This window comes from Corynebacterium sp. CNCTC7651 (assembly GCF_021496665.1).
Lineage (GTDB): Bacteria > Actinomycetota > Actinomycetes > Mycobacteriales > Mycobacteriaceae > Corynebacterium.
Genome location: NZ_CP071246.1, coordinates 1,991,369 through 2,012,222 on the forward strand (window position 1 = coordinate 1,991,369; position 20,854 = coordinate 2,012,222).

Below are 20,854 nucleotides of genomic sequence, written 5' to 3' on the forward strand. Positions count from 1 at the left end.
TTCTAGGCTCGGAGGCCAACACCCCAGTGGATTTCTCGGTAGTAGCCGACAACATCCCGGTTTATGCGCAGGCGGCAGTCCTCACCGTGAGGGTTGCCGCCAAAGGCATTCTCCTGGCATTTTTGGTCGGCATCGTATGTGCAAGTGTGAAGTATTTCCGCGTGCCGGTGCTCAGCCAGCTGGTCACCGCGTACGTGGAACTGTCCCGCAACACCCCGCTTTTGGTCCAGCTGTTCTTCCTCTACTTCGGCCTGCCCAAGCTGGGCATTGTGCTCTCCTCGGAGACGTGCGCCGTGGTTGGCCTCGGGTTCCTCGGCGGCAGCTATATGGCTGAGGCGATCCGTGCTGGGTTGGAAGGGGTTCCGGAGAGTCAGCTGCAGTCGTCGTTAAGCTTGGGCCTCAGCCGGACGCAGGCCCTGCGCCACGTGATCTCCCCGCAAGCGGCGGCGATTGCGCTACCCGCGCTGACGGCGAACATTGTGTTCCTGATCAAGGAGACCTCGGTGGTCAGCATCGTGGCGCTGCCGGATCTGGTGTACACGGCGAAGGAGCAGATCGGCCAGACGTACGAGACGCGGGAGGCCCTGTTCCTCCTGGTTACGTTCTACCTGCTGATTCTGCTGCCGATCTCCCTGATCGCGGGTGCCGTGGAGAGGAAGGTGCGCGCGAATGTTTTCTGATCTTGAGGTCCTCGCCCAAGGCAACAACTTCGCCCGCCTGCTGGGCGGCCTGTGGGTCTCAGTGCAGATCGCGCTCGCGTCCATGGGGCTCTCTGTGGTGCTGGGCACCCTGCTGGGCGTGGTGATGACGTCCAAGAACCGCGCCGTGCAGGTAATCACCCAGATCTACCTGCAGTTTGTGCGCATCATGCCCCAGCTGGTGCTGCTGTTCCTGGTGTACTTCGACCTCACGCGCGGCTTCGGCATCAACCTGGACGCCAAGCTCGCGGCCGTGATCGTATTCACGCTGTGGGGCACCGCGGAGATGGGCGACCTGGTGCGCGGCTCCATCCAGGCCGTGCCGCAGCACCAGTATCTTTCCGCGGCGGCGCTGGGCATTGAGGGCCGCGACCTGTACCGCCACGTGGTGCTGCCCCAAGCCGTGCGCGGGCTGCTGCCGCTGACCATTAACCTGACCAACCGCATGATCATGACCACTTCGCTGGTCGCGCTCATCGGCGTTGTCGAAGTGCTGAAAGTTGCGCAACAAATCATCGACGCCAACCGCTTCGACTACCCCTCCGCCGCGCTGTGGATCTACGGCGTGGTGTTCCTGCTCTACTTCGCGGTGTGTTTCCCCATCTCCCTCGCCGCACGCAAACTCGAGAAAAGGTGGCGCTAAATGGAGCTTATTTCGCTTAACGACGTTCACAAGACCTACCCCAACGGACACCAAGCCCTCCGCGGCGTGAGCCTCGATGTGGCGGCCGGCGAGGTGGTTGCCATCATCGGCCCGTCCGGCTGCGGCAAGTCCACGCTCCTTCGCACCGTGAACGGGTTGGAGCCGGTGGATAGCGGCCGCATCTTCGTAGACGGCGTGGACGTGACCGCCGCCGGGACGAAGCTGAAGGACGTGCGCACCGACGTGGGCATGGTCTTCCAGTCCTACGACCTCTTCCCCCACCTCACGGTGATGAAGAATCTGCTGCTCGCCCCCAAGGTGGTGCAGGGCGCCAACGAGAAAGAGGCACGCGAGCGCGCCTTGGCGCTGCTGGATCGCGTCGGCCTGGCCGACAAGGCGGACGCCCGCCCGCGCGAGCTTTCTGGCGGCCAGAAGCAGCGCGTTGCCATCGTGCGCGCGCTGATGATGCAGCCGAAGGCATTGCTTCTCGACGAAATCACAGCCTCCCTCGACCCCGAAATCGTCCGCGAGGTACTTGAGGTGGTTGTGGATTTGGCCCGCGAGGGAATGACCATGCTGGTGGTCACCCACGAGATGTCCTTTGCAAAGGCCGTTGCGGACCGCATTGTGTTCATGGATGCCGGCCAGATCATCGAGGTTGGCCCGCCTGAGGAGTTCTTCGCCGCACCCAAGTCTGAGCGCGCCCAGCGGTTCTTGAACCAGCTGGTGTTCTAGGTCTCGCGCCGCTTAGCGTTGCCTGTACCCCGATTTTTGGTGTTCCTTTTCCGCGCGCTACCAGCAGGGGCACAGTACTATCCCAGGGGAGCAGCTCCTTGCTTCCCTGCCCCGCTGCCCTTCCCTCTGGACACTGGAGACCCCAATGAAGAACTCCCTGCGCGCCGGCATCGTTGCCGCCTCCCTCGCCGCAACCACCATCGTTGTTCCGGCCGCACACGCCGATTCCGCCACCATCGCAGCTGTGGCCCCTTCCGTGAATGTCACCGCAACGGTGACCAAGACTGACGCGGCTCCGGCCACTACCGTCAGCACGATTACCAAGGTCGGCGCGGATGACGCGGTCGCAGAGGCTAAGCGCCAGCTGGCTGGCCTCAAACCGGCTGAGGCACTCGAAAAGGCGAAGCAGATTCGCGCGGAGAAAATCAGGGAGCTCGGCAACGTCGAGGAGCGCTTGGCGGCCGAAGATAAGAAGCTCGCTGACTTGTCCAAGGAGCTCGAGGACGCGAAGAAGACCAACGACAAGGCCAAGATCGACGCAGCTCAGAAGAAGTACGACGACCAGAAGAAGAAGGTCGACACCGCGAAGCAGCAGCTGGCTGACAGCAAAGCAAAGCTCGCCGAGAAGGAGAAGCAGCTTGCACAGGCCGAGTCCGCGCTGAAGTTCGTGAACGGCTTCTCTTCCTTTAAGGACGACGAGGGCCTGACCCCGCTCGGCATCATCACCGTCGTCGTTGGTGTCCTGGCCGTCCTGGGCATCGGCGCGTTCGCACTACCGACCATCCAGAAGATGCTCCAGCGCTAACGCTCAAGCGCGCCGGCGCGACCGCCGGTGCGACCGGCCTGACCGCAGCGCCCAGCGCGACGCGGCCACTAAACACCAAAGAGGTGCGAGCCCACAGGCTCACACCTCTTTTTCTTTGCCTAACCCCAAGGCAAGCGGGTCTTGCCCGCCAGCCGGCCCCTAGTCGCCGATCTGGTCGCGGCCGCGCTTCACAATCAGTGGATCCGGCTCGCCCACCACGTCGTGGTCCTTGTTCGTGTACTCGAACTTGGACAGGATGTAGCGCATCGCGTTGAGGCGGGCGCGCTTCTTGTCGTTGGACTTGATGGTGATCCACGGGGACTCATCCGTATCCGTGTAGCGGAACGTCTCCTCCTTGGCACGGGTGTAGTCGTCCCACTTGTCCAGGCTGGCCAGATCCATCGGGGAGAGCTTCCACTGGCGCACCGGGTCCACCTGGCGGATGGCGAAGCGAGTGCGCTGCTCACGCTGCGTCACGGAGAACCAGAACTTGGTCAGGGAAATGCCGGAGCCGAGGATCATGTTCTCCAGCATCGGCACCTCGCGCAGGAACTCAGCGTGCTGGGATTCGGTGCAGAAGCCCATTACGCGCTCCACGCCGGAGCGGTTGTACCAGGAGCGGTCGAAGAAGACGATCTCGCCTGCAGCCGGGAAGTGCTCAATGTAGCGCTGGAAGTACCAGCTGGTGGATTCGCGCGGGGAGGGCTTCTCCAGCGCCACCGTGCGCGCACCACGCGGGTTCAGGTGCTCGTTAAAACGCTTAATGGTGCCGCCCTTGCCGGCAGCGTCTCGACCTTCAAAGAGAATAATGTGTCGCTGACCAGTGTCCTTGGTCCAGTTCTGCCACTTCAGCAGTTCGATCTGCAGCGCGCGCTTCTTGTCCTCGTATTCGTCGCGGCTCATCCGCTCCTCGTACGGGTACTGCTCGCGCCACGTCTCAATCGGGGAGCCGTCCGGCATCAGCAGCACCGGATCATCCTCGTCAGAATCATCCACGACCCAACCCTCGGTCGCAGCGAGGTCGATCATCGGCAGTTCGTCATCTTTGTGGTCAGCCATAATCTGCATTCTACGCTGCGAACTTAGGCCCTGCCCGCTCGCTCTGGGGCATGTTGCTTGACGACGTTCACTTCCCCAACCACAATCCCCCAACAACAGCGAAACCCCGCCTGCGCAATCGCGCGGGCGGGGTGAAAGCTTAGAAGCTTGGCGCTCTTACTTGAGCAGGCCGAGCAGCTTGGAGAGGTTCTCAGCGATCTTGCCGAGGTCAGCCAGGGTCTTCACCAGTGCGCCGGTAACGGTAGCGGAGTCGTTGGAGAGGGCGACCCAGTTGTCGATAGCGGTCTTGAAGTTGTTCATCTGAATATCCTTCTGCTTAAGAGGGGTGGGGTATTAACCGATTACTTGTTGATCTTGAAAGCCTTGCGGGTCTCCGCGAGGTCGATCTTGGTGAGGTTCTGGATCGCCTTCGGGGTGTCCTGGAAAACTGCGGACAGGCTCTTTGCGAAGGTGGTGAAGTCCTTGAGCAGATCGATGATGGTCTTGAGGTCCATTTTGTCCCCTTTAGTGTCGGTGCCAGAGAACCTGGCTTGATACTGACAAATACCTGACACCCTCCAAGGGGTATCACGGGAAGTAGTATGCCACACCCAAGAAGACACGCAAGGGCTATAGAAAAGTTATATCCCCGTTAAGTTTCTGTTCACTTTTGGACCACCTTGCAGCGCGCCCCCATTGTCAAATCAGCATCACCCAATTACCTGCGGATTTTCGTTGACACTGCGAAATCGGCAAAAGTTCTTCCCGGAAAGGGTTAACGCGCTCGCGCTAAGCATCGATACCTAGCCCCACCGAACGCATTGCACCCCTTAAGACGCCCCCTCTATCGGGGGTGGCCGCGGCGGCCAGCGCAGGCCCCTCCGTCACGGGGCCCCGCTCCGCCGGACCGGGCTTCGCCAGGGACAAGCGCCCCAACCTGCCGTCGTAAAGCAAAAGCGCGCCCTCCCACGCGGGAAGAGCGCGCCTAGCGGCCCAGCAGGGCCTCAGGAAGCCTCTAGGGGGCTTACATCATGCCCATGGCCTCCGGGTCCATGCCAGCGCCTGCACCGGCCGGCTCCGGCTTGTCAGCCACAACGGCCTCGGTGGTCAGGAAGAGACCAGCGATGGACGCTGCGTTCTGCAGCGCGGAGCGGGTCACCTTAGCCGGGTCCGCAATGCCGTTTGCCAGCATGTTCACGTACTCGCCGGTGGCGGCGTTCAGGCCCTCGCCCTCCGGGAGGTGGGAAACCTTGTCGGCCACAACGCCCGGCTCCAGGCCAGCGTTCAGCGCGATCTGCTTCAGCGGTGCGGAGAGCGCCTCGCGGACGATCTTCACGCCGGTGGCCTCGTCGCCTTCCAGGCCAAGGTCGCCCTCGAGCACGGAAGCGGCCTGCAGGAGCGCAACGCCACCGCCGGCGACAATGCCCTCCTCCACAGCAGCCTTCGCGTTGCGCACAGCGTCCTCGATGCGCAGCTTCTGCTCCTTGAGCTCAACCTCGGTCGCAGCGCCGACCTTGATCACTGCAACGCCGCCGGCCAGCTTGGCCAAGCGCTCGTTCAGCTTCTCGCGGTCGTAGTCAGAGTCGGTGTTCTCAATCTCGGCGCGGATCTGGCGCACGCGGCCCTCAATCTGCTCGGCGTCGCCGGCGCCCTGGACGATGGTGGTCTCGTCCTTAGTAATCACCGCCTTGCGTGCCTGGCCCAGCAGCTCGATGCCCGCGGTCTCCAGGTTCAGGCCAACCTCTTCGGAGATGACCTGGCCGCCGGTCAGGATCGCCAGATCCTGCAGCATGGCCTTGCGGCGGTCGCCGAAGCCCGGAGCCTTCACGGCGACGGACTTGAAGGTGCCGCGGATCTTGTTCACCACCAGGGTGGACAGGGCCTCGCCTTCAACGTCCTCGGCGATGATCAGCAGCGGCTTGCCGGACTGCATGACCTGCTCCAGCACCGGCACGAGCTCCTTGACGTTGGAGATCTTGGAGGAGACGAGGAGGATGTACGGATCCTCCAGCACAGCCTCGCCGCGCTCCATGTCGGTGGCGAAGTATGCGGAGATGAAGCCCTTGTCAAAGCGCATGCCCTCGGTGACCTCGAGCTCAACACCGAAGGTGTTGGACTCCTCCACAGTGATCACGGAGTCCTTGTTCACGGCACCGTTGCCCACGGCGTACATCGCCTCGGCGATCTTGGCGCCGATTGCCGGGTCGCCCGCGGAGATACCGGCGGTGGAAGCGATCTCCTCCTGGGTCTCAACCTCCTTGGCGGTCTCCAGCAGGTGCTCGGACACCTTGGCGGATGCAGCCTGGATGCCGCGCTTGATGCCCATCGGGTTGGAGCCTGCAGCCACGTTGCGCAGGCCCTCGCGCACGAGCGCCTGGGCGAGCACGGTAGCGGTGGTGGTGCCGTCACCCGCAACATCGTCGGTCTTCTTGGCAACCTCCTTCACCAGCTCCGCACCGATCTTCTCGTACGGATCCTCGAGGTCGATCTCCTTGGCGATGGTCACACCGTCGTTCGTGATCGTCGGCGCGCCCCAGCTCTTCTCCAGCACCACGTTGCGGCCCTTCGGGCCAAGCGTGACGCGCACGGCATCCGCCAGGGTGTTCAGGCCGTTTTCCAGGCTGCGGCGTGCTTCCTCATCGAACGCAATCATCTTTGCCATTGAGTAAATGCCCTTCGTTATCTGTTTCGCGTTTATTTAGCACTCACACGAATCGAGTGCCAACGCCTCATTTTTAGCACTCTGCCCCACCGAGTGCAAGGAGCCCTTGCTTGACGACGGTTCCTTGCAAACGTCGAAAAGCTCCCAGCTCCCGCCCAGAAACCGGTGCTAGCGTGGAGGCATGAGTACCGAAAATTTGACCCCGAACCGTGACCGTATTTGGACCGACATGAAGGAGCTCGTCTCCTTCTACTCCCCGCACTCCACGCCGGCGGCGGAGGAATCCCACCAGGCGGCCGCCGATTTCTGCGCGCAGCGGCTGGAGGAGCTGGGCCTGAACGTCGAGCGCTTTGAAACCATTGATAATGCGGACCTGATCGTCGGCACCAAGGAGGCGCAGAACGGCGCGCCGACCGTGCTGCTGTACTCCCACTACGACACCGTGATTGTGACCAACCCGGACGCGTGGACCAACCCGCCGACTGAACTGACGGAGCGGGACGGGCGCTGGTACGGCCGCGGCGCCGCGGACTGCAAGGGCAACATTGCGATGCACCTGGAGTCCCTGCGCCTGGTGGAGGAAGCCGGCGGCACCGACCTCGGCCTCAAGGTGGTCTTCGAGGGCGCCGAGGAGCTCGGCGGCAAGGACTCCCTGAGCAAGATGATCAAGGAGCGCCCGGAGCTTTTCGAGGCGGACATGATTGTGATCGGCGACGGCGGCAACGTGGAGGTCGGCCACCCCACCCTGGTCACCCACCTGCGAGGTGGCGGCCAGGTCCACATTACCGTGAACACGCTCGAGGGCGCGGTGCACTCCGGCGGCTACGGCGGCGCTGCCCCGGACGCCGCGCACGCGCTGGTGCGCATCATCGACTCCCTCTTCGACGAGCACGGGCGCACGCGTATCGACGGCGTGGATTGCACCGGCACGTGGCAGGGCGACCCGTACGGCCGCGACGCGTTCCGCCAGGACGCACGCATCCTGGACGGCGTGGAAATCCTGGGCACTGAGGACGAGGATCCGGCAGACATGATCTGGGCCCGCCCGGCACTGACCATGATCGGCTTCACCTCCGTGCCGGTCGCCGATGCCTCTAATATTGTGAACCCCACCGCAGAGGCACTGTTGAACCTCCGCGTGCCGGCCGGCCAGGACGCGGCCGAGGTTGCAGAGAAGGTCAAGGAGCACGCGATCGCCCACGCACCGTACGGCGCGAAGGTGGAGGTGGAGATCTCCGGCGTGAACCAGCCGTTCGGCACCGACGTGGACGGCGAGGGCGTGGGCACCGTTATCCAGGCGCTCAAGGACTCCTACGGCACCGACGAGTTCGCCCTGATCGGCTCCGGCGGCTCCATCCCGCTGTGCGTGACCCTGCAGCAGACCTTCCCGGACGCGGAATTCGCGCTCTACGGCGTTGAGGAGCCGAAGTGCAACATCCACGGCGTGGACGAGTCCGTGGACCCGACCGAGATCGAGCACGTGGCCAAGGCCCAGGCGCTGTTCCTGCTGCGCTACGGCAAGTAGGCCTCGGCGGGGAGGCCTCGGCAAGTAGGCCTCGGCAACTGCGCCGCCGCGCCAATTGAAGCCCCTTCGGGGGCTTTTTTAATGCCCTTCGTTGGCGGAACCCCACTAGCGCTCAGGACGCTCAGGGGCAGGTCTTCAGGTCGATATGTTTAAGTCGATGGGTTGAGGTCGATAATCCGAGGTCAGCCGCTTCTCTGACAGATGTAGACGTATTTCTGCATAAAATTTTGACCTGCAATTATCGACGGGAATACATGCCCCTAAGCATGACCTGCAGTTATGCCCCTGAGCGAGCGTCGAAGCCGGCAGGCGGCGCCAGCGCCCGAAGCCGGCGGACACCCAATACACCCCAAACCGGCCATGGGTCCGCGGCCATTCCGGGTTTCCATATCCGTTCCCTGCGCGTAACCAGCAATTTGTGACCTGGAACACGAAATATGTTGCGCGTTACTGTGACCTGGATTACGGTAGGCATCGTGACGCAGAACACATTGCTCCTCGCCCGAGTAGCCCGAGTAGCCCGAGTAGCCCGAGTACCCAGGGCTACGTACCCCGCCGCGTAAGACCCCGCGGCGCGCGGAAGTAGTCGTTAGTACCCCAGCACCAGGGTCTCACCCACGCCCACAGCTAACGATCCATAAGGAGCCACTCCATGTTCACCACCACTCAGGCCTCCGAGCTGCACACCACCGATCTGCACCAGAAGCTGCACGCGGCACCAACGTCCCACCCGTACTTTGGCCACGAGGGCCACGAGGGCCACGAGGGCCACGAGACGATCGAGACCATCGAGACCGCCACCCCGGCCGAGCACGAGGTTGTCGCCCGCATCGAGATCGATGCCACCCTCCCCCGCGAGCTGCGCGAGGAGGCCCGCGACATGGACTGGGGCCTGTTCATGGCCACCTACGCGCCGGAGCCGACGCTGAAGATCACGCACCTTGGCACCCAGCAGAAGAATTGGATGATGTCGGAGTACAGCTTCGATGTCCACGCCATGCCGAAGGCACGCCCGGCCACCCACACCGCGGAGACCATCGAGGCAAACGGCCCGGTCCGCGCCATCACCCGCGTCCTGAACACGCACAACCGCTACATCGAGATCCTCAAGTTCCACCAGACTGAGCTCTTCGGCCAGACCGCCACCTACATCAAGGTCGGCCACTCGGAGCGCCACTTCCGCACCGCCTGGGTTATCGGCTTCGGCGACACCCCGGAGGCATCCGCCGCCGCGGCACTCTCCGCGGGCGCGCAGCGCATCCACGGCAACATGTAGGCACTGCTGCTTATCGACGTTTCCTTACAGACCCCCAGCTCCGGCGGGGGTCTGTTGAAATGTGTACAGTGTCCCCTGTTGGCCGCGCCACATCATCTGACGCGCCTTTTATCTTGTAGCCCACGCGCCGTCCGCGAAATGCCCGCGCAGTGGGGCCTTTCAAGTTAAATATGGTGTCTCTCCAGTTGCCCGGCTTTTTTGACCAACTGAAGCGACAAGGAGGGCCACCGCAACGTGCTGACGCTACTTATTGCCCTGATTGCCGCCACCATCGCCGCACCGGTGCTGCTGCGCACCATCGGCAGACCCGCCTTCGGCATCCTTGCGCTGGTGCCGCTCGGCGGGTTTATCTGGATGGTCTCGCTTTTCAACGGCGGGGTGTTTAGAGATGGCGGCGAGATTCTCGCGTCTTTCCAATGGATGCCGTCCACATACCTGAACCTGGAGTTCCGCCTGGACGCGCTGGCCGGATTGTTCAGCCTGATCATCCTGGGCGTCGGCGCGCTGGTGCTGTTCTACTGCTGGGGCTACTTCGACTCCAACCCGATCCGCCTCGCGGCCTTCGCCAGCCAGCTGACCATGTTCGCCACCGTCATGTACGGGCTTGTCATCTCGGACAACTTCCTGCTCATGTACGTGTTCTGGGAGCTGACCTCGGTGCTGTCCTACCTCTTGGTCAGCTACTACGGTGAGCGCGCCAGCTCCCGCCGCGCGGCAATCCAGGCGTTGATGATCACCACGTTCGGCGGCCTTGCCATGCTGGTGGGCATCAACCTGCTGGGCGCCCAGACCGGAATCTGGAAGCTCTCCCAGGTTTCCCAGTTCGCGGACATCGAGGGCACCGCAGGTATCTCCGTTGCCATCGTGCTGATCATGCTGGGCGCGCTGACCAAGTCCGCCCAAGCCCCCTGGCACTTCTGGCTGCCCGGCGCGATGGCTGCGCCCACGCCGGTCTCCGCGTATCTCCACTCCGCGGCGATGGTGAAGGCGGGCATCTACCTCGTCGCCCGCTTGGCGCCGGATATGGCGGCGGTGACCACGTGGCACCTTGTTGTCATCACCACCGGCTGCTTCACTATGCTGCTGGGCGGCTGGATGGCGCTGAAGCAGCGCGACCTCAAGCTGATCCTGGCGTACGGCACGGTGAGCCAGCTCGGCTTCATCACCGCGGTGATTGGCATCGGTTCGCGTGAGGCCACCATGGCGGGCCTGGCCATCACCTTCGGCCACTCCATGTTCAAGGCGGCGCTGTTCATGGTGGTCGGCGCGATTGACCACTCGACGGGCACCCGCGATATTCGCGAGTTGTCGGGCTTGGGCAGGAAAGAACCGATCGTCGCAACGCTTGCAATTGTTTCTGCGGCCTCGATGGCGGGCATCCCGCCGCTGTTCGGCTTCGTGGCCAAGGAAGCGGCGCTGGACGCGGTGCTGCACGAGGAGCTGCTCACCGGCATGCCGGGCAAGATCACGCTGGTGGTGCTGGTTGTGGGCTCCATCCTCACCATGGCGTACACCCTGTACTTCCTCTGGGGCGCGTTTGCTGTCAAGCGCGACCAGGAGACGGATGAGCGCGGCCGCTCCGAGGCGGTGCAGGAAATGCACGACATCGGCCCGCTGATGTGGCTCTCCCCCGCCGTGCTCACCGCCTGCACAATCATGTTCGGCATGTTCCCGCTGTGGCTGTCTGACGCGTTCAATGACTACCTTGATGTGCGTTTCCCTCGCGCGGAGCGCCACGACTTGGAGCTGTGGCACGGCATCACGGTGCCGCTGGTGCTGACGGTGGTGATCATCGTGGCCGGTTCCGTGATGTTCTGGCAGCGCGACCTGGTCAAGCGGGCGCAGATGGAGAAGCCGGCGCTGGGCGATGCGGACGTGATCTGGGACAACATCCTGAGCACGCTGCGCACCCTCTCGCTGAAGCTGACTGCGTCCACGCAGCGCGGCTCCCTGACCATCAACCTGGCCGTCATCTTCACCACCCTGATGCTGGTGCCCATCGCCTACCTGATCCTGGGCGACACCAGCAATATCCGCATGATCCTGTGGGACAACGCGTGGCAGGGCATAGTGGTGATCATCATGGCCGGCATGGCGGTCTTTGCCACTATGCAGCGCAACCGCCTCTCCGGCGTGGTCATGGTGGGTGTGACCGGCTACTGCATGGCCATGCTGTTTGCCCTGCACGGCGCGCCGGACCTGGCGCTGACGCAGGCGCTGGTGGAAACCATCGTGATGGTGGTGTTCATGCTGGTGCTGCGCAAGATGCCCACGGAAGTGGAGCCGCGCAATGAGGACAACCGCAAGCGCGCCTGGCTCTCCATCGGCACCGGCGTGTCCGTGACGGTAGTGGCCATGACGGCGATGTCCGCGCGTGTGACGGACCCGATCTCCAAATACATGCCGGAGCTGGCCTACGAGATCGGCCACGGCCGCAACACGGTGAACGTGCTGCTGGTGGACCTGCGTGCCGCAGATACCTTCGGCGAGACCATGGTGCTGGTCATCGCAGCGACCGGCGTGGCCAGCCTGATCTTCGGCACCGGTGAGTTCGGGCGCGCCTCGCGCCGCCCGACGCTGTCCACCACCCGCCCGCGCTGGCTGGCGCACGGCGTGCCCAGCGAGACGGAGCAGAACCGCAACCTGATGGTGGACGTGGTCACCCGCATCCTGTTCCCGTCCATGATCGTTTTGTCCATGTACTTCTTCTTCTCCGGCCACAACGCCCCGGGCGGCGGCTTCGCCGGCGGCCTTGTCGCCGCACTGGCGTTCACGCTGCGCTACCTGGCTGGCGGCCGCCACGAGATCGAGGAGGCGCTGCCGATCGACCCGGCGAAGATCCTGGGCACCGGCATGATTATTGCCACCGTGGCCTTCGTTTTCCCCATGTTCTTCGGCTACCCGCCGCTGATGACGGATTACGTTTCCCTGGAGCTGCCGCTGGTCGGCGAGTTCGACGTGCCGTCCGCGCTGGTGTTTGACGCGGGCGTGTACATCATCGTCGTCGGCCTGATCATGCACATACTGCCCTCCATGGGTGCTTACCTGGACCGCGAGGATGAGGCCCGCAAGGATCGCGCCCGCGACCGCGCCCGGGAGCTGCAGGAGAAGAACGCACTGCGCCGCATCAAGCAGGCGCGGGCGCGCCTGTCCCGCCAGTCCGATCGCTTCGCGGTGTCCGCGTCGGGTTCTTCGGTAGTGGGGCGGGGCAAGGAAACGTCGATAAGCGAAAGCCCGGAAAGGAGCGAGTGAGATGGAAGCGAACCTGTTTCTGCTGATCGGCTCCGGTGTGCTGATCGCGTGCGGCGTGTACCTGATGCTGGACCGCGCGCTGACCAGGATGATCATGGGCGTGCTGCTGATTGGCAACGGCGCGAACCTGCTTATTCTGCAGGCGGGCGGGCAGGCCGGCTCGCCGCCGATTCTGGAGCGTGACTCCGTGCCTGCGGAGGGGACGTCGGACCCGCTGGCGCAGGCAATGATTCTCACCGCGATTGTGATTTCGATGGCGTTGACGGCGTTCATGCTCTCGCTTGCGTACCGCCAGTATCGCTACCGCACGGACGACGTGATTGAGCGGGACGAGGAGGATCGCCTGATTGCGTCGCGTCCCACGACGCCGTCGGCCGCGCCGGACCACGATCTTTCCGCCAACCCGGAGACCGGCCGCCTGAGCTCCTCCGGCGACGCGTTCGGCCCGCGTTCCTTCGAGACACCCGTGAAGGAGGCCGACGGTGAAAGATAGCCTGGTGCAATTTGCGGATAGCGCGCTGGCCTGGATGCCGTACCTGACGGTGATGCCGGTGCTGCTGCCCGCGGCCGCGGCCGGACTGATCACGTTTGTCCGCAGCATCAACCTGCAGCGTTTTATTGCGCTGACCACGCTGCTGGCGCTGTCGGTGATCTCCGGCACCATGATCATTACCGTGGACCTCCACGGCATCCAGACAGTCCAGATGGGTGGCTGGGACGCCCCGGTAGGCATCACGCTGGTGAGCGACCGCTTATCCACGATTATGTTGTTCGTCTCCTCGATCGTCCTCTTTGCCGTGATGTGGTACGGCATCTCGCAGGGCTTGCGCGACGGCGATGAGGACGACCCGGTTGCCGTGTTCCTGCCGGTGTACATGCTGCTCTCCATGGGCGTGAACCTGTCCTTCCTGGCGGGCGACCTGTTCAACCTGTACGTGGGCTTCGAGGTGTTCCTGGTTGCCTCCTACGTGCTGCTCACGCTGGGCGCCTCACCCGGACGTGTGCGCGCCGGCATCGGCTACGTGATGGTGTCCATCGCGTCTTCCATGGTCTTCCTCTTCGCGCTGGCCATGGTGTACGCCGCGGTGGGCACGGTGAACATGGCGCAGGTGGGCATCCGCATGGAGGAGATCCCGGACGGCACCCGCGCCGCGATCTTTGCCACGCTGCTGATCGCGTTTGGCATCAAAGCCGCTGTGTTCCCGCTGGACGCGTGGCTGCCGGACTCCTATCCCACCGCCGCCTCGCTGGTCACCGCCGTGTTCGCGGGCCTTTTGACCAAGGTGGGCGTGTACGCCATCATCCGCATGCGCACCACCGTGTTCACGGACGGGTCCCTGGACACGCTGGGCATGTGGGTGGCGCTAATGACCATGATCGTGGGCATCATGGGCGCCTTGGCGCAGAACGACATCAAGCGCCTGCTCTCCTTCACCCTGGTCAGCCACATCGGCTACATGATCTTCGGCATTGCGCTGGGCTCCAAGATGGGCCTGTCCGGCGCGATCTTCTACGCAGTACACCACATTCTGGTGCAGACGTCCCTCTTCCTGGTGGTGGGCCTGATCGAACGCCAGGCCGGTTCCGCGCAGCTGCGCCGCCTTGGTTCGGGGCTCTACGCCGCCCCGCTCATCGCCATCCTCTACTTCATCCCGGCACTCAACCTGGGCGGCATCCCGCCGCTGTCCGGCTTCCTGGGCAAGGTCATGCTCATCCAGGCGGGTGCCGACGACGGCTCCTGGCTGGCCTGGGTCCTCATCGCCGGCGCCGTGATCACGTCCCTGCTCACGCTCTACGCGATGATCCTGGTCTGGTCCAAGGCGTTCCTGCGCGACCGCAAAGACGCCCCCGAGGGCGACGTGGCCATGGCGCGCCCCTCCACCCTGGCGGAGCGCTACGAAACCACGACTATCGACGAACGCGACGACGTCGGCCGCATCCCCGCAGGCATGCTCTTATCGACGGCACTTTTGGTGGCCGCATCGACCTCCATCACCTTCCTCGCGGGCCCGATCTCCGACATCACGGACCGCGCCGCCCAGTCCGCCCAGGACCAGGCGATTTACCGCGAGGCCGTGCTGAACGGCGACCCGGAGAACCCGACGCGCCGGCCGGAAGAATTTGGCAAGCCGCACGAGGGCGGCGGCGGGTACGACTCCCTGGACAACCGCAAAACCAACAGCGAGGACCAGGCCCCCGTGTCCACCGGCGTATCCACCGAAAAGGCGCCCGTGCCGGTGAAGGAAGGTGAGCTGTAATGGCCAGACTGTGGGCAGGTTTTCAAAACCGCTTCCGCTGGAGCTTTGTCATCTGGCTGACTTTCATGTGGATCCTCCTCATGGGCGAGCTGAGCTGGGGCAACCTCTTCGCAGGCTTGGGCCTGGGCTTTGCCGTTGTGCTTGCGCTGCCCCTGCCGGAAGTGCCCGTGCACAACCGGAAGGTGAACTGGTTCCGGCTGGTGCTCTTCCTCTTCGAGTGGACCTGGGACCTGTTGGTAGCCTCTGCCCGCGTGGCCTGGCTGGCGCTGCGCCCCCAGCCGCAGCCGAAGAACGCCATCGTGAAAGTGCCCATGCGCGTGTCCAGCGAACTGGTGCTGTACCTGGCCACCTGCGCGTACAACCTGCAGCCGGGCGGCTCCGTCACGGATATTGACGTGGCTAACCGCGAGTGGACCATCCACGTCCTCGACGCATCCACCCCGCAGGTGCTGCAGCGCGAAATTGACAACGTGGCCAAGCTGGAGCGCCAGATGATCGAGATTTTCGAAAGCAGGAGGTAAGACCCATGGATCCCACCCTGTACAACGCGTTCCTTGCAGTCGCCGGAGTGCTGCTTGCACTCGGCTTCTTCATGCTGGCCTGGCGCGTGATCGTCGGCCCGGACTCCATGGACCGCGTCCTAGGCAACGACGCCATCACCGCCTCACTCCAATGCGCGCTTGCCCTGTACATCTGCTGGACGCTGGACACCACCGTGGTCAACGCGATGATTGTGATCGCGTTGCTGGGCTTCATCGCCTCCCTGTCCGTCGCCCGCTTCCGCAAGAGGGATGGTTCACTCTAAATGTTTGCATCCTGGAACTGGCCGCTGATCGCGGACATCCTCTCCCTGATCTTCATCATCCCCGGCGCGTTCATGGTGTTCTCCGCCGCCGTGGGCACCGTGCGCTTCCACTCCACCCTGGCGCGCATCCACGCAATCACGAAGCCGCAGACCACAGGGTTGCTCTTGATGATCATCGGCACCATCATCCGCCTCACCGGCTCGCCGCAGTTCGGCCCGCACGAAAAGGGCGACATCGGCATCATGATCCTCCTGGTCATCTTCGCGCTGATGACCAACCCCGTCACCGCGCAGCGCCTCGGCCGTGTCGCGCGCCGCGAGGGGCTCTACGGCAGCGAGGACCTCTTGGCCGTCAACGAGCGCCCCGCCCGCTATCACCCGCGCCGCGTCAACCCCACTGAGAAGACCCACACCGCGGAGGACTCGCGCTAGCTTGACGACGGCTGCTTAGCAGCACGACTGCCCACCTACCAGGTGAGATCGATCATTTCCTGGCAGGAGTTGTCCACCACGTCAGCCCAGTTGCCGGTCTTGTTGAAGATCCGGCGCTGGCGCTGGTAGCCCGCGCCGCGCTCCAAGATTTCCTCGATGAGCATGAGCTCATCCACGCAGCCCAGTTCCTGTGCGGTGGGCAAGAGAACGTCGATAAGCGTGACAAGCTCCTCCGAGACCCACTTCTCTTCGGTCTCGCGGCTGGTAATGACCACGGCCTCGAGCCCGTAACGCGCGCCGCGCCACTTGTTTTCGGCGACGTGCCACGGCTGGAGGGTGGGCAATGGCTCGCCGGCCTCGAGGAGGCGGTCGTAGTAGACGACAAGGCAGTGCGTGAGCGCGACAATGGCGGCGAGTTCGCGCAGGTTGGAGGTGGCGTCCGAGATGCGGACCTCGATGGTGCCCCACTTGGCGGCGGGGCGGACGTCGAAATGCATGGAGCCGGTGTGGCTGATCACGCCGGAGGTTTTCTGGTCCCGCATGAAGCCCACCCACTCGTCCCAATTTTGGAACTGGTACGGCATGCCTGCGGTGGGAAGCTGCTGGTAAAGCATGGTGCGGTTGGACGCGTAGCCGGTGTCCAGACCCTCCCAGCCCGGGCTGGAGGCTGAGATGGCGAGCAGGTGCGGGTACTTGGTCATGATCGCGTTGATGATCGGCCAGACCTTGTCCTCATGGCTCACGCCGATGTGGCAATGGATGCCCCAGAGCAGCATCTGCTTGCCCCAGTATTGGGTGCGGTTGATGATCTCTTCGTACGTGATCTTGGGGCTGAGGGCCTGCTCGCGGAAATCCGTGAACGGGTGGCCGCCGCCAGCCCAGAGTTTGAGGCCCTGCTCCGTAGCGATCTCCCGGACCTTGTCCAGGTCTGTCTGGAGCGCGTCGATGGCCGCGCGGGTGTTCTTGCACACGGGCGTGACCAGCTCGATCGTGTTCTGCAGGAACTCGCGCTCCAAGTGCGTGCCCGGGTAACGCTGCTGCACAGCGTCAATCACATCCGCGGCGCGGGGCACGAGGTCGCGCGTCTCCGGGTCAATGACGCAAATTTCCCACTCCACGCCGAGAGTCGATTCGGGGGAGCGGGCGAAATCGCGGTACGGGTCCATGCCGGGGATTCTATGCCTGGCAGGTGGGTGGGCGGTGGTGCGGGTTGGGGTTTTATGCGTGGGTGGGGTGGGAGTGGGTTGCGGGGCGCGGGGGCGCGTTGGTTGCGCGGCTAGCCCGCGATGACAACCGCGATGGCGTTCGGGTTCTTCACCACCTGCTCCGGCAGTGCCGTCGCGCCCTGCGGGAGATCGTTGGTTGCGCGCGGGGTGCCGCCGACCTTCTGCGCGATCTCCGCCGCGAGCTGCTCCGCGCCCGGGGTCTGCGGGTTATAGAACACCAGCGTCTGCGGGAAGATGCCGTACTGCTGCTCCGGCATGTTCATCGCGCCCGGGTTGTTCGAGTTGTTCGCGATCGTGTACTGGCTGTCCAGGCGGTTCGCGGTGTCACCGGCCGCATTCGGGATACCCGAGTTGTTGTACACGAAGACCTGGGCGTTGGCCGCGGTCAGCGCTGCGCCGGCGGGAACTGCGGGTGCAGCCGGGTTGGCGTTCGCGTCTGCATTGTTGGCATCGGCCGGGGCGTTCGGGTTGTTCGGGTCGGCTGGGTTGTTCGCGTCAGCCGGGTTCGCGGGTGCGTTGGGGTCTGCCGAGTTGGCCGGTGCGTTCGGGTCGTTCGGGTTTGCCGAGGCGCTGGCGTCTTCGGTGACGGTGTTGGTCGCTGCCGCCGTGGTGGTTGCGGTGCCGGCAGGGGCCGCGGAGTTGTCCGGGTTCTTGTTCTGGGTCATGGCGTAGATGCCCCAGAGCAGAAGCAACGCCGCGACGGCAATCAGGATCATTGCCAGGCCACGCTTAGGCACACCACCTGCGACGACAGCCGTAGACCCGGCGCCGGCGGTTGCTGCGGTGCCAGCGGCCGGTGCTGCGAGGTAGGCATCGTCGAAGTCCTCCTCGTCTCGACGGTGTGCCCCGCGGTAATCCTCCACCGGCTCCTCGTCGACAACTTCGTACTCGACGTATTCGGCTTCGTCGTAGCCGTCGTCCGCGTAGCCGTCGTCGCCGTACTCGACTCCCTCGTCCTGCGGGTACTCGTCGACGGGGTACGCCTCGGTGTACTCGTAATCGTCCGCGGAGTAGTCGCGTGGATCGCGGTTGTCGCCGTTGCCGTGGTTGCCGGTGTATTTGCTAGTCACACGCGCCACAATAGTCTCAACTAGAGGTTGAGGGTTAGTGACGCGCCGCCGGTTCGGCCGCCTACCCCGCGGCCCGTTGGTCAACCGCCCTACGGCCAGCCCGGCCACCGCCTCGCGGCCACCCGGCCACCAACCTTGCCGCCCAGGCCCGCCGTCGTCGGCGAAAGAATCCGACGATTTCTTCTCTTTCGGATGCATTCTCCGTTATATGGGCAGGTCAGAGACATATAAGAAATTTGCAAGAGCAGTTCTGGGAAAACTTTTGCGCACGGGTTGTAGGCCTCAGCGACAATGATGGTCACGCGTGAGACAGGTGGGGTCAAAGTGGCCAGTGGGGTGCCCTGGCAGGTGGAGTGGGAGCCGGGAGGGCAGCCGCAGGCCCGGGGACTGGCGTGGCGGAGCGGCCCGCCGGGAGGCCACGCAGCCGCCGGGCGGCCCTCCGGGAGGCCACACAGCCGCGGGCCGGCCACGCCCTACAAACGAACGTCGCGAAGCCGTTGCAAACGCCGGACCAGCTGGGGCCTGGCCTCGAGCGCATCGGGCGAGTCGAGCAGCACGTTCAAGCGCTGGTAGTAGCGGACGGCGGAGATGCCGAATTCGCGCTGGATGGCTTCTTCCTTGGCGCCGAGGGAGCGGGGGGCGCGGGCCTCGAAGTCGAGGACGGCGAGGTCGGCGTCGGAAAGCATGCCTAATATATACCGCATGACTATTCGACCAATCGTGATCTACGGCGACCCTGTCCTGCACACCCCCACCGAGCCGGTCACGCAGCCGGTCGAGGAGCTGGCAGAGCTGATCGCGGACATGCACGAGACCATGGACGCGGCGAACGGTGTTGGCCTGGCCGCGAATCAGATCGGCGTGCCGCTGCGTCTGTTCGTGTACCACTGCCCGGACGGGGACGTGATGCGCCGCGGCACCGTGATCAACCCGGTGCTGGAGACCAGCGAGATCCCGAAGACCATGCCTCGCGATGACGGCGAGGACGACGAAGGCTGCCTCTCCGTCCCCGGAGAGTCCTTCCCCACCGGCCGCGCGGACTGGGCCAAGGTGACGGGCCTGGATGAGAACGGCAACGAGATCGAGATCGAGGGCACAGGCTTCTTCGCCCGCTGCCTGCAGCACGAGACGGGGCACCTCGACGGCTTCGTGTACACGGACGTGCTCACCGGCCGCTGGAAGAAGGAAGCTAAGCGCGCGATTCGAGATCACGGCTGGAAGGACGCCGGCAACACCTGGCTTCCGGGGACGGATGAGGACCCGTTCGGGCACTAGCCATCCGCTATGCTTGGGTGTATCTGTCTCACTTCCCGCCCAAGGATTCCCCATGCGCATTTCCGCAGCTCTGGCGGTTAGCGCCGTGGCACTCACCGCCGTGCCGCTCGCTTCCGCTGAGACCCCGCTTGAGCACTTGCTTGCCGACGTCTCCCTGACCCGCGCCCAAGCCCTCGACGACCTGGCTGCAGCCAAGGACCGGCTGGATAAGGCCGCGTCGCCGACAGCCACCCGCGCCGCGGAAGATGCGTACCGCGAGCTGCTGAAAGCGTGGCGTGAGCACCTCATCGACGCTGCCGACGAGTTGGCCGAACTGCAACCGGACGAGGCGGGCGAGGCTGGTAAGCGCGTCGCGGCGAACGAGGTCGCCCTGGCCGAGCAGGTCGGCGACCTGATCGCGGCGGATCGCGAGTTCATCCGCGCCCTGCGCGCCGATGTCCTGGCTGATGATGAGGCCGTAGTCATCCCCGCACCCATCGCCGCTCTAGGCGTGACCCGCGCGATCGCGCTCGACGCCGCGGAGCGGTCCGGGCAGGGCGACCTGCGCATTGCTTACGTGTTTGCGGACACCGACGCCCACGCGACCACCACCGAGCTGCCGGTTGCGGAGCCGACCACACCGGCCGCCACCCCGACCACTTCGGGCGCCGCGGCGCGGACCGCCACACCGAGCGCCACCTCGAGCGCGTCGCTGCGGGTCGGCCACCTCGCGGAAACCACCACCACGACAACCACGTCGGACATGCTGCAGAACCGCACCACGTCCGCGACCACCACAACGTCGGGTACCACGACATCGGGCAGCACGAGCTCCACCACCACCGGCGCGAGCACCTCGACGGCAACCAGCTCGTCCGTGACCGCCACCACCACCTACGCGGCGTCCGCTACCAGCACCACGAGCAGCTCGAGCACCACAAGCTCCAGCACCACGAGCAGCTCGATCACCACAAGCTCCAGCACCACCAGCTCCAGCACCACCAGCACTACCAGCACCACCGAGTCCTCCACCCCCACCACCACGCGCACGCGCGAAGCGGACGAGGACCTCGCGGAGACCGGCACGCCGATGCTCGCGCTGATCGGCATCGGCGCGGTCCTTGTCGCCATCGGTGCCGCACTAGTGCGCCGCAGCAACCAGTAGCGGCGTCCAG

21 protein-coding genes are annotated in these 20,854 nt (G+C 64.4%); 14 read left to right on the plus strand and 7 right to left on the minus strand.

Annotation, left to right across the window (positions count from 1 at the left end; genetic code table 11):
* The first annotated feature begins 26 nt into the window (after positions 1-26).
* The 4 genes from JZY91_RS09585 to JZY91_RS09600 all read left to right on the plus strand — a co-directional run bounded on the left by JZY91_RS09585 (position 27) and on the right by JZY91_RS09600 (position 2,881).
* Entirely contained in the window at positions 27-680 is a 654-nt protein-coding gene (locus JZY91_RS09585) for an amino acid ABC transporter permease (protein WP_255695742.1), read from the plus strand.
* Complete coding sequence (locus tag JZY91_RS09590) at positions 670-1,341, plus strand: amino acid ABC transporter permease (protein ID WP_234947650.1); 672 nt, start codon at positions 670-672, stop codon at positions 1,339-1,341. The genes JZY91_RS09585 and JZY91_RS09590 overlap by 11 nt, the downstream gene beginning before the upstream one ends.
* A complete protein-coding gene (locus JZY91_RS09595; protein ID WP_234947651.1) occupies positions 1,342-2,076 on the plus strand; it encodes an amino acid ABC transporter ATP-binding protein in 735 nt (244 codons plus the stop codon).
* A 145-nt stretch (positions 2,077-2,221) separates the two neighbouring features.
* Positions 2,222-2,881 carry a hypothetical protein gene (locus JZY91_RS09600; protein WP_234947652.1) on the plus strand — a complete coding sequence of 220 codons (660 nt, stop codon included), beginning with the start codon at positions 2,222-2,224 and terminating at the stop codon, positions 2,879-2,881.
* A gap of 159 nt (positions 2,882-3,040) precedes the next feature.
* Here the strand turns inward: JZY91_RS09600 and ppk2 are convergent, their stop codons facing one another.
* The 4 genes from ppk2 to groL all read right to left on the minus strand — a co-directional run bounded on the left by ppk2 (position 3,041) and on the right by groL (position 6,581).
* Positions 3,041-3,940 carry a polyphosphate kinase 2 gene (ppk2, locus tag JZY91_RS09605; RefSeq protein ID WP_234947653.1) on the minus strand — a complete coding sequence of 300 codons (900 nt, stop codon included), beginning with the start codon at positions 3,938-3,940 and terminating at the stop codon, positions 3,041-3,043.
* A gap of 156 nt (positions 3,941-4,096) precedes the next feature.
* A complete protein-coding gene (locus JZY91_RS09610) occupies positions 4,097-4,240 on the minus strand; it encodes a hypothetical protein (protein WP_234947654.1) in 144 nt (47 codons plus the stop codon).
* Between the two features lie 41 nt (positions 4,241-4,281).
* Positions 4,282-4,434 carry a hypothetical protein gene (locus tag JZY91_RS09615; RefSeq protein WP_234947655.1) on the minus strand — a complete coding sequence of 51 codons (153 nt, stop codon included), beginning with the start codon at positions 4,432-4,434 and terminating at the stop codon, positions 4,282-4,284.
* 509 nt (positions 4,435-4,943) lie between these two features.
* On the minus strand, positions 4,944-6,581 hold the full coding sequence (groL, locus tag JZY91_RS09620) for a chaperonin GroEL (protein WP_234947656.1): 1,638 nt from the start codon (positions 6,579-6,581) through the stop codon (positions 4,944-4,946).
* Positions 6,582-6,762: 181 nt separating this feature from the next.
* On the opposite strand from groL, the gene JZY91_RS09625 reads away from it, so the two are divergent.
* The 8 genes from JZY91_RS09625 (at position 6,763) to JZY91_RS09660 (ending at position 16,129) form a co-directional block, all read left to right on the plus strand.
* Positions 6,763-8,106, plus strand: coding sequence for a M20/M25/M40 family metallo-hydrolase (locus JZY91_RS09625; protein WP_234947657.1), 1,344 nt, complete (start codon positions 6,763-6,765; stop codon positions 8,104-8,106).
* Between the two features lie 652 nt (positions 8,107-8,758).
* Positions 8,759-9,382, plus strand: coding sequence for an acetyl-CoA acetyltransferase (locus JZY91_RS09630; RefSeq protein ID WP_234947658.1), 624 nt, complete (start codon positions 8,759-8,761; stop codon positions 9,380-9,382).
* A gap of 234 nt (positions 9,383-9,616) precedes the next feature.
* Complete coding sequence (locus tag JZY91_RS09635) at positions 9,617-12,634, plus strand: Na+/H+ antiporter subunit A (protein WP_234947659.1); 3,018 nt, start codon at positions 9,617-9,619, stop codon at positions 12,632-12,634.
* A gap of 1 nt (position 12,635) precedes the next feature.
* Entirely contained in the window at positions 12,636-13,127 is a 492-nt protein-coding gene (locus tag JZY91_RS09640; protein ID WP_234947660.1) for a Na(+)/H(+) antiporter subunit C, read from the plus strand.
* Positions 13,128-13,161: 34 nt separating this feature from the next.
* Positions 13,162-14,892, plus strand: a complete 1,731-nt coding sequence (locus JZY91_RS09645; RefSeq protein WP_234949120.1) for a Na+/H+ antiporter subunit D — start codon at positions 13,162-13,164, stop codon at positions 14,890-14,892.
* The gene (locus JZY91_RS09650; protein ID WP_234947661.1) at positions 14,892-15,413 is read left to right on the plus strand and encodes a Na+/H+ antiporter subunit E; all 522 of its coding nucleotides are present in this window, start codon (positions 14,892-14,894) and stop codon (positions 15,411-15,413) included. Before JZY91_RS09645 ends, JZY91_RS09650 begins: the two co-directional genes overlap by 1 nt.
* Positions 15,414-15,418: 5 nt before the next feature.
* The gene (locus tag JZY91_RS09655; RefSeq protein WP_234947662.1) at positions 15,419-15,697 is read left to right on the plus strand and encodes a monovalent cation/H+ antiporter complex subunit F; all 279 of its coding nucleotides are present in this window, start codon (positions 15,419-15,421) and stop codon (positions 15,695-15,697) included.
* Positions 15,698-16,129 (plus strand): monovalent cation/H(+) antiporter subunit G, encoded by a 432-nt coding sequence (locus tag JZY91_RS09660; protein ID WP_234947663.1) that lies wholly within the window; start codon positions 15,698-15,700, stop codon positions 16,127-16,129. It abuts the gene before it with no gap.
* Positions 16,130-16,164: 35 nt separating this feature from the next.
* On the opposite strand, the gene JZY91_RS09665 is transcribed toward JZY91_RS09660, so the two are convergent.
* The 3 genes from JZY91_RS09665 to JZY91_RS09675 form a co-directional block, all read right to left on the minus strand.
* On the minus strand, positions 16,165-17,295 hold the full coding sequence (locus tag JZY91_RS09665; protein WP_234947664.1) for a glutamate--cysteine ligase: 1,131 nt from the start codon (positions 17,293-17,295) through the stop codon (positions 16,165-16,167).
* A 110-nt stretch (positions 17,296-17,405) separates the two neighbouring features.
* Entirely contained in the window at positions 17,406-18,425 is a 1,020-nt protein-coding gene (locus JZY91_RS09670; protein ID WP_234947665.1) for a LytR C-terminal domain-containing protein, read from the minus strand.
* A gap of 473 nt (positions 18,426-18,898) precedes the next feature.
* Positions 18,899-19,111 (minus strand): DUF3263 domain-containing protein, encoded by a 213-nt coding sequence (locus JZY91_RS09675; protein ID WP_370639220.1) that lies wholly within the window; start codon positions 19,109-19,111, stop codon positions 18,899-18,901.
* Positions 19,112-19,127: 16 nt separating this feature from the next.
* Here JZY91_RS09675 and JZY91_RS09680 point away from each other — a divergent pair, with 16 nt between their 5' ends.
* Both JZY91_RS09680 and JZY91_RS09685 read left to right on the plus strand, forming a co-directional pair.
* The gene (locus JZY91_RS09680; protein ID WP_234947667.1) at positions 19,128-19,700 is read left to right on the plus strand and encodes a peptide deformylase; all 573 of its coding nucleotides are present in this window, start codon (positions 19,128-19,130) and stop codon (positions 19,698-19,700) included.
* Positions 19,701-19,752: 52 nt separating this feature from the next.
* Positions 19,753-20,844: a hypothetical protein gene (locus JZY91_RS09685; protein ID WP_234947668.1), complete on the plus strand. Its 1,092-nt coding sequence runs from the start codon at positions 19,753-19,755 to the stop codon at positions 20,842-20,844.
* The last annotated feature ends 10 nt before the right edge of the window (positions 20,845-20,854 follow it).